This window comes from Novosphingobium sp. FW305-C-111, from assembly GCF_058783565.1.
In genome coordinates this window covers 306,953-321,404 of the sequence record NZ_JBYSYP010000001.1, presented here as the reverse complement: position 1 = coordinate 321,404, position 14,452 = coordinate 306,953, and the positions used below count along the sequence as shown (strand labels likewise).

Sequence of the window (14,452 nt, the reverse complement as noted above, 5' to 3'; positions counted from 1 at the left end):
CGTACCATGCTCTCCCCCGCCGATGCCCAGGCGCGCTGCCACGCCCTGATCGACCGCGCGACCCGCGCCGGCGCCGATGCCGGCGACGTGATCTATCTCGCCAATTCCAGCGAATCGGTCTCGGTTCGCCTGGGTGCGCTCGAAGACGTCGAGCGGTCGGAAAACGAGCACATCGGCCTGCGCGTGTTCGTCGGCAAGGGCTCGGCCTCGATCGGTTCGACCGACCTGTCCGACGGTGCCCTCGACGAACTCGCCGCCCGCGCGGTGGCGATGGCCCGCGCCGCCCCGCCGGACCAGTACGCGGGGCTCGCCCCGGAAGAGCGGCTGCTCAAGGGCGGGGTGATCGACCTCGATCTCGTCGACCCCGCCGATCGCAGCCCGGCCGAACTGCGCCGCACGGCCGAGGAAGCGGAGGACGCGGCCCGCGCCGTCGCGGGCGTCACCAACAGCGAGGGTGCGGGCGCTTCGGCCTCGCGCAGCGTCGTCGCGCTCGCCACCAGCCACGGCTTTGCCGGTGGCTATGCGACGACCGCGCACAGCCTTTCGGCGAGCGTCGTTGCGGGCGAGGGCAGCGGGATGCAGCGCGACTATGCCTGGCGCAGCGCCAGGTACGCCGCCGACCTGCTCGCGCCCGACGAGATCGGACGCCGCGCCGGGAGCCGCGCCGTCGCCCGGCTGGCACCGGGGCGGGTCAAGAGCGGACCGATGCCGGTGGTGTTCGATCCGCGCGTCGGCAACTCGCTGGTCGGCCACCTGATTGGCGCGATCAGCGGCTCGGCCATCGCCCGCCGATCGAGTTTCCTGCTCGACAAGCTGGAGGCGCAGCTGTTCGATTCCGCGATCACCATCCTCGACCAGCCGCATCGCCCGCGCGGGCTCCGCTCGCGGCCGTTCGACGGCGAGGGCCTGCCCACCGCGCCGCGCGCGCTGGTCGAGCAGGGCCGCCTGACCGGCTGGCTGATGGAAAGCGCGTCCGCCCGCCAGCTCGGCCTCGAGCCGACCGGTCACGCCTCGCGCGGCGCATCGGGCGCGCCGGGCGTGGGGGCGAGCAACGTCATCCTTGAAGCCGGATCGGCCAGCGTCGCCGACCTCATCGCCGATATCGCCGAGGGTGTGTTCGTCACCGAACTGATCGGCCACGGGGTGAACGCGGTGACGGGCGACTACAGCCGCGGGGCGAGCGGCTTCCGCATCGTCCATGGCGAGATCGCCGGCCCGGTCGCGGAGTTCACCGTCGCCGGCAACCTCGTCGACATGTTTGCCGGGCTCACTGCGGCGGGCGACCTCGATATCCATCGCGGAATCGATGTGCCCACGCTGCGGATCGACGGGATGAGCGTTGCGGGTGACTGAGCGGGCGGGAACTGCGAGCCAGGACATGCGCTTTGCCGGGATGATCCGGCCGTTCTTGACCGCACTCGCCGCGCTTGCCCTGCTGCCTGCCCTCCCCGCCCTGGCGCAAAGCGCCAGTCCCGCGCCGACGGCGAGCGCCATAGCGTCGGCGGTGCCCGCCAATGACGATGCCCGCATCGCCCAGCGCATTCGCGGGATCTATTCCGAGATCGCAGCGCTTCGCCCCGTGCAGGTGCGCGTTTCGCAAGGCGTCGTGACGCTGAGCGGCACTCTCAACGATGCCGATGCGATCGCCCAGGCGGTCGGGATTGCCGGCCGGGTTTCGGGCGTGGTGACGGTCCAGAACCGCCTCCAGCGCAACCTCAAGGTCGAAACCAACCTCAGCCCCGCACTGGCCGGAGTTCAGAAGAAGGCGACCGAACTGGTCCAGGCGGCGCCGCTGCTGGGCGTCGCGATCGTCATCGCGCTGCTGGTCGGGTGGCTCGGCTACGCGGTCGCGCGGCGCAAGACGCTGTGGCAGCGGCTCGCACCCAACCCGTTCCTCGCCGAAGTCATCGCCACCGCGATCCGCCTGGTTTTCGTCGTCGCCGGGATCGTCCTTGCGCTCGACATCGTCGGGGCGACCGCGCTGCTCGGCGCGGTGCTGGGCGGCGCGGGGGTGATCGGCATCGCCGTCGGCTTCGCGGTGCGCGACACCATCGACAACTACATCTCGTCACTGATGCTGTCGGTGCGCCAGCCGTTCCGGGCCAACGATTCGGTCTCGATCGACGGCAAGGAGGGCCGGGTGCTGCGGATGAACAGCCGCGCGACGATCCTGATCACGCCCGACGGCAACCACCTGCGCATTTCCAACAGCGCGGTGTTCCGCGCGGTCATCGTCAACTTCACGATCAACCCGCAGCGCCGGTTCCAGTTCGACATCCCGATCGACGTCCATGCCGACCTTGCCTGCGCGGTCGGCGTGGCGCTCGACGCGGTGAAGGCCGAAGACTTCGTGCTGAAGAACCCCGAACCCAAGGTCGAGATCGCCGACGTCGCCGGCGCCAACCCGGTGCTGCGCGTGTTCGGCTGGGTCGATCAGACCGACACCGATCTCGGCAAGGCGCGGACGGTCGTGATCGAATCGGTCGCGGCCGCGCTGCACGAGGGCGGCTATGCGGTGTCCGACACCGTCTACAAGGTCCGAATGGAGCAGCAGCAGCAGGCCAAGCCGGTGGCTGCCCCGTCACCGCCGCCGGCCAAGGATGTCGCGCCCGAGGACCACGTCAAGGCGATGGTCGAGGAAGAGCGCCAGACCAAGAAGGACGGCAAGGACCTGCTCGACTCGAGCCGCCCGACGGAATGAGCGAAACGTTCGTCCCGGGGCTGGCCCGGGACAACGCGAAGGTCAGGCCGCGGCCTTGTCTTCGTTGTAGCGCGCGATCGCTTCAAGGGTGATCTGCTTGGCCTCGTCGGCCCCGCCCCACTTGCCGATGCGCACCCACTTCTCGGCCTCGAGGTCCTTGTAGTGGGTAAAGAAGTGCTCGATCTGCTGGAGCACGATCTGCGGCAGGTCGTCCTTTTCCTTGACGTCGGAATAGTACGGGAAGGTCGAATCGACCGGCACGCAGACGAGCTTCTCGTCGCCGCCGTGCTCGTCTTCGAGGTTCAGCACCGCAATCGGCCGGGCGCGGACGACACAGCCCGGGACAAACGGCGAGCGGGCGATGACCAGCGCGTCGAGCGGGTCGCCGTCGGGCGAGAGGGTGTGCGGCACGAAGCCATAGTTGGCCGGGTAGCGCATGGGCGTGTGGAGGATGCGGTCCACGAACAGCGCGCCGCTGGCCTTGTCGAACTCGTACTTCACGGGTTCGCCGCCGACCGGCACTTCGATGATGACGTTGAGGCTTTCGGGCGGGTTGTCGCCCGTGGGGATGAGGTCGATACGCATGGGCGGGCCTTAGCCGCAGCATTGCTGCGCTGCAACATCGCGAAGGTCTAATTTTTTTCATCCGTTCGGGCGCACAGCCGCCAGAAAGTTGCGCGGAAGCAGGATCAGCCGGCGAGGCCGCCCAGCGCGTTGATGGTGAAGGCGATCACGCCGATGTTGAAGACGAACGCCGCGAACGAGTGGAGCAGGACGATCCGCCGCACCGTGGAACTGGTGATCTCCACGTCCGAGGTCTGGAAAGTCATCCCCAGCGTCGCCGCGAAGTAGCAGAAGTCGCTGTAGGTCGGGGTCTTCGTTCCCGGGAATTCGATCCCGCCGCAGTCCCCGCCGGCTTCCGGTTCGCGGTAGAACATGTGCGCATAGTGGAGCGCATAGACGACCTGCGCGAACACCCAGATGAGCACCAGCGTCGCCACCAGCTTGGCGATCGCCAGCGTCTCCCCGCTGCTCGCGCCTTTGAGCTCGCCGGCGATCGCGGCCATGACCACCACCGTCAGCAGCGAGGTGAACAGCAGCAGGAACAGCCGGTTGGCATCGTTATCGCGGGCGTGGCGGCGCATCGTGTCGGCGTCGCTGTCGCGCAGCAGCGGGACCAGGCTTGCGAGGAAGAATGCGGCGGCGAAGTCGAACGCGATCGCCGCGGCATCCTTCCACTCGGCCGACGGGACGAGGTGACGGTAGGCGAAGAAACCGACCGGGAGCAGGGCGAGGAAGGCGAGGAAGCGGGGCGGGGCGAGCCAGGCGCCGAACCCGCGCCTGTCCTGCGATCCGCCCCCCTGGCCCAAGCCTACTTGCCCTTCTTCTTCGCCATCGGCCGGCGCGGTTCGAGCAGCTTGTCGAGCCCGTTCGGCGCATTCCCCGGCGTGGCCTTTTCCAGCCAAGGGTAGCGCAGGCCGCCGTGGTAGTCGATCGCGATAGTCTGGAACCTGTCGCCGCGCTGGACGAGCAACTCGATCGGCGTGGTCGTGCCCTTGGCCGCGGTGATCGCCTTCTTGAGGGTGTCCTGGTCATAGGCGGTGCCGTTCACCGCGACGATCTTCGACCCCGTCACGATCCCGGCGTTGACCCCCGGGCTGCCCCACTGCGGGCCGACGACCTTGCCGTCTTTGTCGATGGTGAAGCCCAGCGAATAGGTCAGCGACAGGTTCTTGGCGTCGGCCATCAGCGCCTTGTTGAGGACGTTGGGCTCCTCCTTCCAGACGAGCTTGTAGCCGCCCATCTCGATGCCCTTGACCGGGGCGGGCTGGTTCGGCTGGTTGATCCGGGTGTCGAGGAAGGTCGCCCAGTCGTACGCATAGACCGAGTTCAGCGTCTTGACGACGTCGTCGAACTCATAGGTCAGCACGCCCCAGTCGCCGTCGTTCATGCCGTAGAAGGCGCGGGCGAAGTCATCGAGGCTCTTCCTGCCGCCGGTGCCCTTGCGGATGATCTGGTCGGCCTCGAGCCAGGTCAGCGCGCCTTCGGTGTAGTAGTCCTCGTTGCGGGCGAGGGTGGCATAGGGCTTGGCCTTGCGCGCCGCGAACACCGGATCGTGCGTGGTGTCCTCGACCGAACGCCAGCCGCGGCCGGGGTTCTCGGAGAAGCCGCCGACGTAGTTGGCGAGGGTCGCGAGCACCATTTCCTTCGACTGGACACCCGAGCGCGCGGCAAGGACATAGCCCCAGAACTGGTCGTTGCCTTCATAGACCCACAGCAGGTTGTCCTGCATCGGCTGGCGGTAATCGGGCGTCCACAGCTTGGCCGGGCGGCGGTACTTGCCCGACCACGAATGGCCGAACTCGTGCACGATCACGTTGCGATCCCAATCGTAGCCCTTCCAGTCGATCCACGACTTGGGCTCCTGCTGGTTCTCGCTCGAGCGGTGATGTTCCAGCCCGATCCCGCCCATGCGGTCGGTCAGGGCGAGGAGGAAGTCATAGTGGTCGAAGTGCTTCGCGCCGAAGGTCAGCAGCGCCTCGTCGACCATCGCGTTGTAGGTGGCGAGATTCTCGGGCGCGATCTCGAGCAGTTCGGGCGAATCGGCGAAGGTGTTCATGTACACGCTGTGGCCGAGGTCCCAGCGCTTCATGTACTTGCCCGCGAACAGCGGCGAATCGACCAGCGTCTCGTAGTCGGTCTCGGCCCAGGTGACGGTGCTGCCGGACGCGGCCTTGCCGTCGAGCGCGCCGGCGACCTGCCAGCCTTCGGGCAGGGTCACGGTCGGCTTGACCCGGATCTGGCGGACGTAGTGCCCGGCCGGATAGAGGCTCATCTTCTCCCACTGCAGGTTGAGCATTTCCTGCGTCATGGTGATGCGGCCCTCGCCGCTCGCCATCGGCGAAGGCGAGATGAAGGTGGCGACGACTTCGCGGGTGTTCGCCGGCAGGTCGAGGTGGAAGGCATAGACCTCGACCGGATCGCGGGTCCACTTGACCGGCTGGCCATCGACGAGGAAGCGCAGGTCGACGACTTCGGCGAGCGGGCCGCGCGGGCCGTGGTTGCCGGGCAGCCACTGCGGGAACAGCAGGGTCAGCTTCGAGGTGTTCGCGGCGACGGGGATCGTCTGCTTCACCTTGTAGACCATCCGCGTGATGTCGGACGCGTCGATGTCGAGCATGATCGTCCCGCCGGGATAAGGCGTGTCGACCGCATCGGGCACGGTATCGGGAATCGCCACGGCGACCGGCGCGCTTTTCTGAGCGGCAGTCTGCGCGATGGCGCTGGTGGACAAGGATAGGGCGGCGGCGAGGGCGAGTGCGACTGTTTTTTGCATCGTGCCCTCATGCCCGCAAGTGATTGCTTCTGCAACCATCCGCGCTGCACCCTTTCCAAGCGGGCGCGCCGGGGGTAATCGCGCGCCCATCATGGCGAAAGAGACACCACAGGCGATCCGGGGCACCCAGGACATCTTCGGCGCGGAGGCCGAGGCGTTCGGCTTCGTGGTCGAGACCTTCGAACGCATCCGCAAGCTCTACCGCTTCCGCCGGGCCGAGATGCCGGTGTTCGAAAAGACCACCGTGTTCTCCCGCTCGCTGGGCGAGACCACCGACGTCGTCTCCAAGGAGATGTACAGCTTCGAAGACCGCGGCGGGGAATCGCTGACCCTGCGCCCCGAATTCACCGCCGGCCTCGCCCGCGCCTACCTGACCGACGGCTGGCAGCAGTACGCGCCCCTGAAGGTCGCGACGCACGGTCCGCTGTTCCGCTACGAGCGTCCCCAGAAGGGCCGCTACCGCCAGTTCCACCAGATCGATGCCGAGGTGATCGGCGCGGCGGAACCGCAGGCCGACGTCGAGTTGCTGGTCATGGCCGACCAGCTGCTCAAGGAACTGGGCATTGCCGACGGGGTGACGCTGCAGCTCAACACGCTGGGCGACGCGTCCAGCCGCGAAGCGTGGCGGAGCGCGCTGATCGCGTATTTCCGCGACCACAAGGCCTCGCTGAGCGAGGATTCACAGGACCGGCTCGAACGCAATCCCCTGCGCATCCTCGACAGCAAGGATCCGCGCGACAAACCGTTCACGGCGGATGCGCCCAAGATCGACGAATTCCTCTCCGGCGAGGCCCAGGACTTCTTCGGCAAGGTCACCGCCGGGCTGGACGCGGCCGGCGTCGAATGGACCCGCGCCCCGGCGCTGGTGCGCGGCCTCGACTACTACCGCCACACCGCGTTCGAGTTCGTCACCGATCGGCTCGGCGCGCAGGGTACCGTGCTCGGCGGCGGGCGCTATGACGGGCTGATGGAAGCACTTGGCGGTCCGGCCACCCCGGCGGTTGGCTGGGCCGCGGGAATCGAGCGGCTGGCGATGCTGGTGGGGGAGAAGGGCGAGGCCAAGGCCGACGTCGCGATCGTCCCGATGGGTGAGGCGGCGGAGGCGGCGTGTCTCGGCCTCGCGGCCACGCTGCGCCGCTCGGGCCTTGCGGTCGACATGGGCTTTCGCGGCAACATGAAGAAGCGGATGAGCCGGGCGAATGAAAGCGGCGCGCGCTTTGCCCTGATCGTCGGCGACGATGAGCTGGCGGCCGGCGAGGCGATGATCAAGAACCTCGTCACGGGAGATCAGGAGCGGCTGCCCCTCCACTTCATTCCCGCACATGTCGGCGCCTGATGGCGCAGCTGTCCGACCAGCGCCTCGCCCAGATCACCGCGCGCTTTGCCGAGCTTGAGGCGCGGCTGGCGTCGGGCACGCTCGAGGGCAAGGACTTCATCGCCGCCAGCCGCGACTATGCCGAGCTCGAACCCGTGGCGAAGGCCGCCGAGGCCGTGCGCGCCATGCGCGGCGAGCTCGAGAGCCTCGAGGGCATGGGCGAGAGCGATCCCGATATGCGCGCGCTGGCCGAAGAGGAAGTCGCCCGCATTCGCGCCGAATTGCCCGAGGCCGAGCAGCGCCTCGCCATCGCCATGCTCCCGCGCGATTCGGCGGACACCCGCCCGGCGATGCTCGAAATCCGTGCCGGCACCGGCGGCGACGAGGCCGCGCTGTTCGCCGCCGACCTTTACCGGATGTACGAACGCTATGCCGCCGAACAGGGCTGGCGGGTCGAGACGATCAGCGTCAACGCCAACGATCTCGGGGGCTTCAAGGAAGTGGTCGCCAACGTCGCCGGGCAGGGCGTGTTCGCCAAGCTCAAGTTCGAGAGCGGCGTCCACCGCGTCCAGCGGGTGCCGGTGACCGAGAGCGGCGGGCGCATCCACACCTCGGCGGCGACCGTGGCGGTGCTGCCCGAGCCGGACGAGGTCGATGTCCAGATCGATCCGGGCGACATCAAGATCGACATCTACCGGGCGAGCGGCGCCGGGGGGCAGCACGTCAACACCACCGATTCGGCGGTGCGCCTCACCCACTTGCCGACCGGCCTCGTGGTGATCCAGCAGGACCAGCGCAGCCAGCACAAGAACAAGGACAAGGCGATGCAGGTCCTGCGCACCCGCCTGTACGACTTGCGCCGCGCCGAAGCCCACGGGGCCGAGGCCGAAGCGCGCAAGGCGATGGTCGGCAGCGGCGACCGTTCCGAACGCATCCGCACCTACAACTTTCCCCAGGGGCGCGTGACCGACCACCGCATCAACCTCACCCTCCACCGCCTGCCCGAGGTGCTGGAAGGGCCGGGCCTCGCCGAACTCATCGACGCGCTGATTGCCGAGGACCAGGCCAAGCGCCTGGCGGCGATGGATGGGTGAGGGCGTCCAGCTGCACATTCAAGCGCTGCGCCCCCGCGAAGGCGGGGGCCTCGTACGATCGACGGTCCGCTTGAATGATGGAGGTCCCCGTCTTTGCGGGGAAGCCGTCAGTTGTCGGTAGCGGACGCCATCCGGGCCGCCGCTCAAGCGCTTGCCTCCGTCAGCGACACCCCGCGGCTCGATGCCGAGCTGCTGATGGCGCATGCGCTGGGCGTGACCCGCTCGGACATGCTGCTGCGGCGGATGCAGGACCGCGCGCCAGAGGGTTTTAACGGCTTGCTCGACCGGCGCATGACGCACGAACCCGTTGCCTACATCACCGGGCGGCAGGAGTTCTACGGACTCGACCTCGCGGTTACCCCGGCCGTGTTGATCCCCCGGGGCGACAGCGAAACGCTGGTCGAAGCGGCGCGGACGGCGTTTGCGGGCAAGTCTCCGGCGCGCATCCTCGACCTCGGCACGGGCTCCGGCGCGCTGCTGCTGGCGGCGGCGTCGCTGTGGCCTGGTGTGGAGGCGGTCGGGATCGACCGGTCGGCGGAGGCGCTCGCGGTGGCTTCCGTCAACGCGCGGTCGCTGGATCTGGCTGCCCGCTTCGAGCCGCGCGACTGGACGCAGCCGGGCTGGGCCGACGATCTTGGCACGTTCGACCTGATCCTCTCCAACCCGCCCTACGTCGAGGACGCCGCCGAGCTTGCCCCGCAGGTGCGCGGTCACGAACCGGCGGGTGCCCTGTTCGCCGGCGCTGACGGGCTCGACGACTATCGCATTCTCATTCCGCAGTTGCCCGGCCTGCTTCACGCCGGCGGCGTCGCCATCGTCGAAATCGGGCACACCCAGGCCGACGCCGTTGCCGCGCTTGGCGCCGCGGCCGGGCTCTCTTCGCGCCTCCACCGCGACCTCGGCGAAAGGCCCCGTGCGCTCGAATTTACGCAGCTGGGCGAAATTCCCCTTGGCAATCGGGAGTACGAGCACTAACTGATTCGCAAGGCGAGGTATCGGACGAGGCTTCCCGTCCCCGCCCAATCCACCATTTGCAACGTTATCCGGCAGCACAGCCGGCGGACAGGCAGATGCTGGGAACCACGGCCCAAGGGGGCACGTGGCGGAGGGTCACGCGACAGCCGGCCAATCATGGTTTCGAGCCCGTCGCTCCAACAAGGACGTGCCTGAGTTGAACAACAATCGTGGCAACAACCGCCGGCGCGGTCGCGGTAACAACCGCCCGCAGGGTGGCGGCCAGCAACTGAACCGGATCGACAGCCGCGCCCGCGGCAACGCGCCGCAAATGCTGGAAAAGTATCGCAAGCTCGCCCAGGACGCCCATCTCAACGGCGACCGCGTCCAGTCGGAATACTATCTCCAGTTCGCCGACCACTATTTCCGCGTGATCGCCGACACCCGCCTGCGCCAGGAAGAGCAACGCATGCGCCCCGGCAACGAGCGCTGGCAGGACCAGGACGGCGAGAGCGAGGATAACGGCGATTTCTCGGTCGAGAGCGATTTCCCGACCTTCGACCGCCCGAACTACGAGCGCCAGGACCGGCAGGAACGTGGTGAGCGGCAGGACCGCCCGGACCGCGGCGAGCGCCCGGATCGCGGTGACCGCCAGGATCGCGGCGACCGCCAGTCGCAGGGCAATCGAGAGCCGCGCGAAAACCGCGAACCGCGCGAACCGCGCCGTTTCGAGCGCGAGCGCGAACCCGCCATGGAAGCTGCGCCGGTCGAATTCGTCGCAGGTGTCGAAGGCGAACCGGTCGATGAAGCGGCCAGCGACAACCCGTTCGTCCGTGACGCCCGTCCGACGCGCGGCCTGCGCCCTCGCGGCGAGCGCCGACAGAAGCGCGCCGAGCCGGCGAGCGAAGGCACGATCGATGCGTTCGATCCTTCGAGCCTGCCGCCGGCCATCGGGGTTCGCAGCGAGCCCGAAGCGGTCGAGGCTCCGGCCGAACCCGCCGCCGAGGTACCCGCGCCCAAGAAGCGCGGTCGGCCGCGCAAGAATCCCGCCCCCGAGGCGGCATAGAACTGAACAACGGCAGCGGCCGGGCGGAAACGTCCGGCCGTTTCCGCATCCGGGAGAGAATGAATGGAAAAGCGCGCCCTCGGCCGCAGCGGCCTGCTCGTATCGACGCTCAGTTTCGGGACTATGACCTTCAACCGTGACGGCGAAGGCATGTTCGCCGCGGTGGGCACGACCAACGGCAACGAGGCGCAGCGGATCGTCGATCTCTGTCTCGATTACGGCGTGACCACCTTCGACACCGCCGACGTTTATTCGGCCGGCCAGTCGGAGGAGATTCTCGGCGAAGTGCTCGGCAAGCGGCGCAAGAACCTTGTCGTGGCGACCAAGGCGTTCGGGCGGATGGGCCGCGGCGACCATGACACCGGCCTTTCGCGCCGCCACCTCGTCGAAGCCTGCGAGGCCAGCCTGCGGCGGCTCGGGACCGACTGGATCGACCTCTACCAGGTCCACAACTTCGACGGCGTCGTGCCCGTCGAGGAAACCCTGCGCGCGCTCGACGACCTCGTGAGCGCGGGCAAGGTTCGCTACATCGGCTGCTCGAACCACGCCGGGTGGCAGCTGATGAAGGCGCTCGGCACCTCGGACCGGCTCGGCCTCGAGCGCTACATCGGCCAGCAGATCCAGTACTCGCTGCTGGTCCGCGATGCCGAGTGGGAGCTGCTCCCCTGCGGCCTCGACCAGGGCGTCGGCGCGCTGATCTGGAGCCCGCTGGCGCAAGGTTTCCTGTCCGGCAAGTTCCGCGAGCAGGGGGCGGACGGCACCCGCCTCGGCGCGCGTGGCGGGTTGGGAGCGTGGGATACACCGCACGGCAACGCGGTGCTGGATACGGTCATCGAGATCGCCCGCGAAAGCACCGCTTCGGCCAGCCAGGTGGCGCTGGCGTGGCTTTTGCGGCGCCCAGGTGTCTCCAGCGTCATTCTCGGTGCCCGCAACGAGGCGCAGCTCGTCGACAACCTCGGCGCGGTGAACGTCGTGCTGAGCGACGAGCAGATGGAGCGGCTCGACACCGTCAGCCAGCCGCCGGTGCAGTATCCCAACTCGCACCAGCGGTTCTACGGCGGCGAGCGCAATCCGCAGGCGTTTGCCCGCTACAAGAAGTAGCCTTGCTGGCAGCGGGGTGACCCGGCATACCGCCGCGCGATGAATCCCGGACAAATCCTCAAGTATCGCAAGACCCTGGCGCTGGTCGCCGGGGCGCTTGCGGCCTGCGGTTTCCAGCCGCTGATGCTGTGGCCGCTGACACTGGCGGCGGTGGCGCTGCTGCTCCACCTCGTCGCGACCGCGCCGGACTGGAAGCGCGCGCTGCTTGTCGGCTGGCTCTTCGGGGTCGGTCACTTCACGGTGGGCAACAACTGGATCGCCACCGCCTTCACCTACCAGGCGGAAATGCCCGCGTGGCTCGGCTGGATCGCCGTGGTCCTGCTCGCACTGTACCTCGCGGTCTATCCCGCGCTGGCGACGCTGGGTGCGTGGCTGCTGGCGCGGCGCGGACACGAAGGCTCGCTGGCGCTGGCTTTTGCGGGCACGTGGATCGTCAGCGAATGGCTGCGCAGCTGGGTGTTCACCGGGTTTGCGTGGAACCCTCTGGGCATGGTCGCGCTGGGCGGCCTCGAGCGACCGGGGCTTGCCGGCATCGCGCCGTGGGTCGGTACCTATGCATTGTCGGGCCTCGTCGTCCTGCTCGCGGCGAGCTGGCGGCGCGCGCCGACGCAGTGGCGCAAGGGTCGCAAGGCCGGCGGGGTCATTCTCGCCGTGCTCCCGGCCGCGCTGCTGCTTGCGCCGTGGCACGGCGGGCCCGAGCGACCCGGGACGCTGCCGTTCACCCTGGTCCAGCCGCTGACGAAGCAGGAGGACCTCAACGATCCGGCCAAGTTCGAGGAGCAGTTCCAGGTCACCGCAGCGCTCACGCTCGCCGAGCACCCCGGCACGCGGCGGCTGGTGCTGTGGCCCGAATCCGGCGTGCCCGATTACCTGCGCGAGGGCTATCCGCAGTATTTCTATGACGAGACGACGTTCATGGGCGACCCCGTGCTGGCCCGGCGGCGGATCGGGCGGGTGATCGGGCCGGGCAGCCTGCTGCTGACTGGCGCGGTCGATCTCGTGATGAAGGGACGCCGCCCGATCGCTGCCGACAACACGGTGAGCGCCATCGACGCGCAGGGCAACCTGCTCCCCGGCTATGCCAAGGCCCACCTCGTACCATATGGCGAATACCTGCCGATGAAGAGCCTGCTCGAACCGCTCGGGCTGACCCGGCTGGTGGCCGGCAGCATCGAGTTCCGCCCCGGCCCGGGCCCCCGCACGCAGGACTATGGCGCGTGGGGCAAGGTCGGCTTCCAGGTCTGCTACGAGATCATCTTCTCGGGCCAGGTGGTCGATCCGGCGAACCGCCCCGACCTGGTCTTCAATCCCTCCAACGACGGCTGGTTCGGCGCGTGGGGCCCGCCGCAGCACCTCGCCCAGGCGCGGATGCGGGCGATCGAGGAAGGTCTGCCCGTGCTGCGCGCGACGACCACCGGGATCAGCGCCGTGGTCGATGCGGACGGAGTGGTCCGTCAGCACCTGCCGCTGGGCGAGCGGGGCCGGCTCGACGGACTGGTGCCCAAGGCCCATGCGCCCACGCTGTTCAGCCGCACCGGCAACATGCTCCCGCTTGCATGGAGCGCAGTTCTTCTTGTCCTCGCGCTGGTTGTCAGGCGGCGCGCGCGCGGTTAGGAGAGGGACATAAAGAAAGCTTTATATCAGGATCGTCCATGCGCGCTGACTACCTGTTCACCTCCGAGTCCGTTTCCGAAGGCCATCCCGACAAGGTCGCGGACCAGATCAGCGACGCCATCGTCGACCTGTTCCTGTCGAAGGACCCTGAGGCGCGCATCGCCTGCGAGACGCTGACGACGACCCAGCTGGTCGTCCTCGCCGGCGAGATCCGCTGCAAGGGCGTTTACGAGAACGGCGAGTGGGCCGCGGGCGCGCAGGACGAGATCGAGAAGGCCGTGCGCGATACGGTCAGGCGCATCGGTTACGAGCAGGACGGCTTCCACTGGGAGAAGCTCGAATTCATCAACCGTCTCCACGGCCAGTCCGCGCACATCGCGCAGGGCGTCGACGCGGCTGAGAACAAGGACGAGGGTGCGGGCGACCAGGGCATCATGTTCGGCTATGCCACCGACGAGACGCCCGACCTGATGCCGGCGACGCTGTATTACAGCCACAAGATCCTCGAGCGCATGGCTGCCGACCGCCATTCGGGCGCGGCGCCGTTCCTCGAGCCCGACGCCAAGAGCCAGGTCACGCTGCGCTATGAAGGCTCGCTGCCGGTCGCCGCGACCGCGATCGTCGTCTCGACCCAGCATGCTCCGGGCTATGACGAGGGCGACAAGGAGGCTGAACTTCACGCCTATGTGAAGCGCATCGTCGCCGAGGTCATCCCGCCGGTGCTGCTGCGCGAGACGAAGTACTACATCAACCCGACCGGCTCGTTCGAGATCGGCGGGCCGGACGGCGACGCCGGGCTCACCGGCCGCAAGATCATCGTCGACACCTATGGCGGCGCAGCCCCGCACGGCGGCGGCGCTTTTTCGGGCAAGGACCCGACCAAGGTCGACCGCTCGGCCGCCTACATCAGCCGCTACCTCGCCAAGAACGTGGTCGCGGCCGGCCTCGCCACGCGCTGCACGATCCAGCTCGCCTATGCCATCGGCGTGTCGGAGCCGCTGTCGCTCTATGTCGACACGCACGAAACCGGCACCGCAGGCGACGACCGGATCGAGGCCGCGATCCTCGCGCTGCCGCAGCTCGGCGGGCTGACCCCGCGCAGCATCCGCACGCACCTGGGACTCAACAAGCCGATCTATTCGCCGACCGCCGCTTATGGCCACTTCGGGCGCAAGGCCGAGGGCGATTTCTTCCCGTGGGAGCGGGTCGACCTGGCGGATGCGCTGAAGGCGGCTGTGGGCTGAGGCACGAATCCTGAAACTGCGTCCCC

The 14,452-nt window shown here is 68.4% G+C and carries 12 protein-coding genes; 9 read left to right on the top strand and 3 right to left on the bottom strand.

The annotated features are described in order from the left end of the window. Window positions 1-6: 6 nt before the first annotated feature. Together AC3WLD_RS01675 and AC3WLD_RS01670 are read left to right on the top strand one after the other, a co-directional pair. Window positions 7-1,353 carry a TldD/PmbA family protein gene (locus tag AC3WLD_RS01675; protein ID WP_492555163.1) on the top strand — a complete coding sequence of 449 codons (1,347 nt, stop codon included), beginning with the start codon at window positions 7-9 and terminating at the stop codon, window positions 1,351-1,353. Beyond that, complete coding sequence (locus AC3WLD_RS01670; RefSeq protein WP_492555162.1) at window positions 1,346-2,701, top strand: mechanosensitive ion channel domain-containing protein; 1,356 nt, start codon at window positions 1,346-1,348, stop codon at window positions 2,699-2,701. Before AC3WLD_RS01675 ends, AC3WLD_RS01670 begins: the two co-directional genes overlap by 8 nt. A 42-nt stretch (window positions 2,702-2,743) precedes the next feature. Here the strand turns inward: AC3WLD_RS01670 and ppa are convergent, their stop codons facing one another. The 3 genes from ppa to AC3WLD_RS01655 all read right to left on the bottom strand — a co-directional run bounded on the left by ppa (window position 2,744) and on the right by AC3WLD_RS01655 (window position 6,038). Next, a complete protein-coding gene (gene ppa, locus AC3WLD_RS01665; RefSeq protein WP_492555161.1) occupies window positions 2,744-3,286 on the bottom strand; it encodes an inorganic diphosphatase in 543 nt (180 codons plus the stop codon). A 104-nt stretch (window positions 3,287-3,390) separates the two neighbouring features. Next, window positions 3,391-4,071: a DUF1345 domain-containing protein gene (locus AC3WLD_RS01660; protein WP_492555160.1), complete on the bottom strand. Its 681-nt coding sequence runs from the start codon at window positions 4,069-4,071 to the stop codon at window positions 3,391-3,393. Between the two features lie 2 nt (window positions 4,072-4,073). Continuing rightward, window positions 4,074-6,038 (bottom strand): M61 family metallopeptidase, encoded by a 1,965-nt coding sequence (locus tag AC3WLD_RS01655; protein WP_492555159.1) that lies wholly within the window; start codon window positions 6,036-6,038, stop codon window positions 4,074-4,076. Window positions 6,039-6,129: 91 nt separating this feature from the next. Between AC3WLD_RS01655 and hisS the strand changes: the two genes are divergently transcribed. From hisS to metK, 7 genes are all read left to right on the top strand, one after another. After that, window positions 6,130-7,374 (top strand): histidine--tRNA ligase, encoded by a 1,245-nt coding sequence (gene hisS / locus AC3WLD_RS01650; RefSeq protein WP_492555158.1) that lies wholly within the window; start codon window positions 6,130-6,132, stop codon window positions 7,372-7,374. Then, complete coding sequence (prfA, locus tag AC3WLD_RS01645; RefSeq protein ID WP_492555157.1) at window positions 7,374-8,447, top strand: peptide chain release factor 1; 1,074 nt, start codon at window positions 7,374-7,376, stop codon at window positions 8,445-8,447. Before hisS ends, prfA begins: the two co-directional genes overlap by 1 nt. A 111-nt stretch (window positions 8,448-8,558) precedes the next feature. Continuing rightward, window positions 8,559-9,422: a peptide chain release factor N(5)-glutamine methyltransferase gene (gene prmC / locus AC3WLD_RS01640; protein ID WP_492555156.1), complete on the top strand. Its 864-nt coding sequence runs from the start codon at window positions 8,559-8,561 to the stop codon at window positions 9,420-9,422. A gap of 187 nt (window positions 9,423-9,609) precedes the next feature. Beyond that, window positions 9,610-10,467 carry a DUF4167 domain-containing protein gene (locus AC3WLD_RS01635; RefSeq protein WP_492555155.1) on the top strand — a complete coding sequence of 286 codons (858 nt, stop codon included), beginning with the start codon at window positions 9,610-9,612 and terminating at the stop codon, window positions 10,465-10,467. Window positions 10,468-10,530: 63 nt separating this feature from the next. After that, window positions 10,531-11,568, top strand: a complete 1,038-nt coding sequence (locus AC3WLD_RS01630) for an aldo/keto reductase (RefSeq protein WP_492555154.1) — start codon at window positions 10,531-10,533, stop codon at window positions 11,566-11,568. A gap of 39 nt (window positions 11,569-11,607) precedes the next feature. Then, complete coding sequence (lnt, locus tag AC3WLD_RS01625; RefSeq protein WP_492555153.1) at window positions 11,608-13,182, top strand: apolipoprotein N-acyltransferase; 1,575 nt, start codon at window positions 11,608-11,610, stop codon at window positions 13,180-13,182. 38 nt (window positions 13,183-13,220) lie between these two features. Continuing rightward, window positions 13,221-14,426: a methionine adenosyltransferase gene (gene metK, locus AC3WLD_RS01620; protein ID WP_492555152.1), complete on the top strand. Its 1,206-nt coding sequence runs from the start codon at window positions 13,221-13,223 to the stop codon at window positions 14,424-14,426. The last annotated feature ends 26 nt before the right edge of the window (window positions 14,427-14,452 follow it).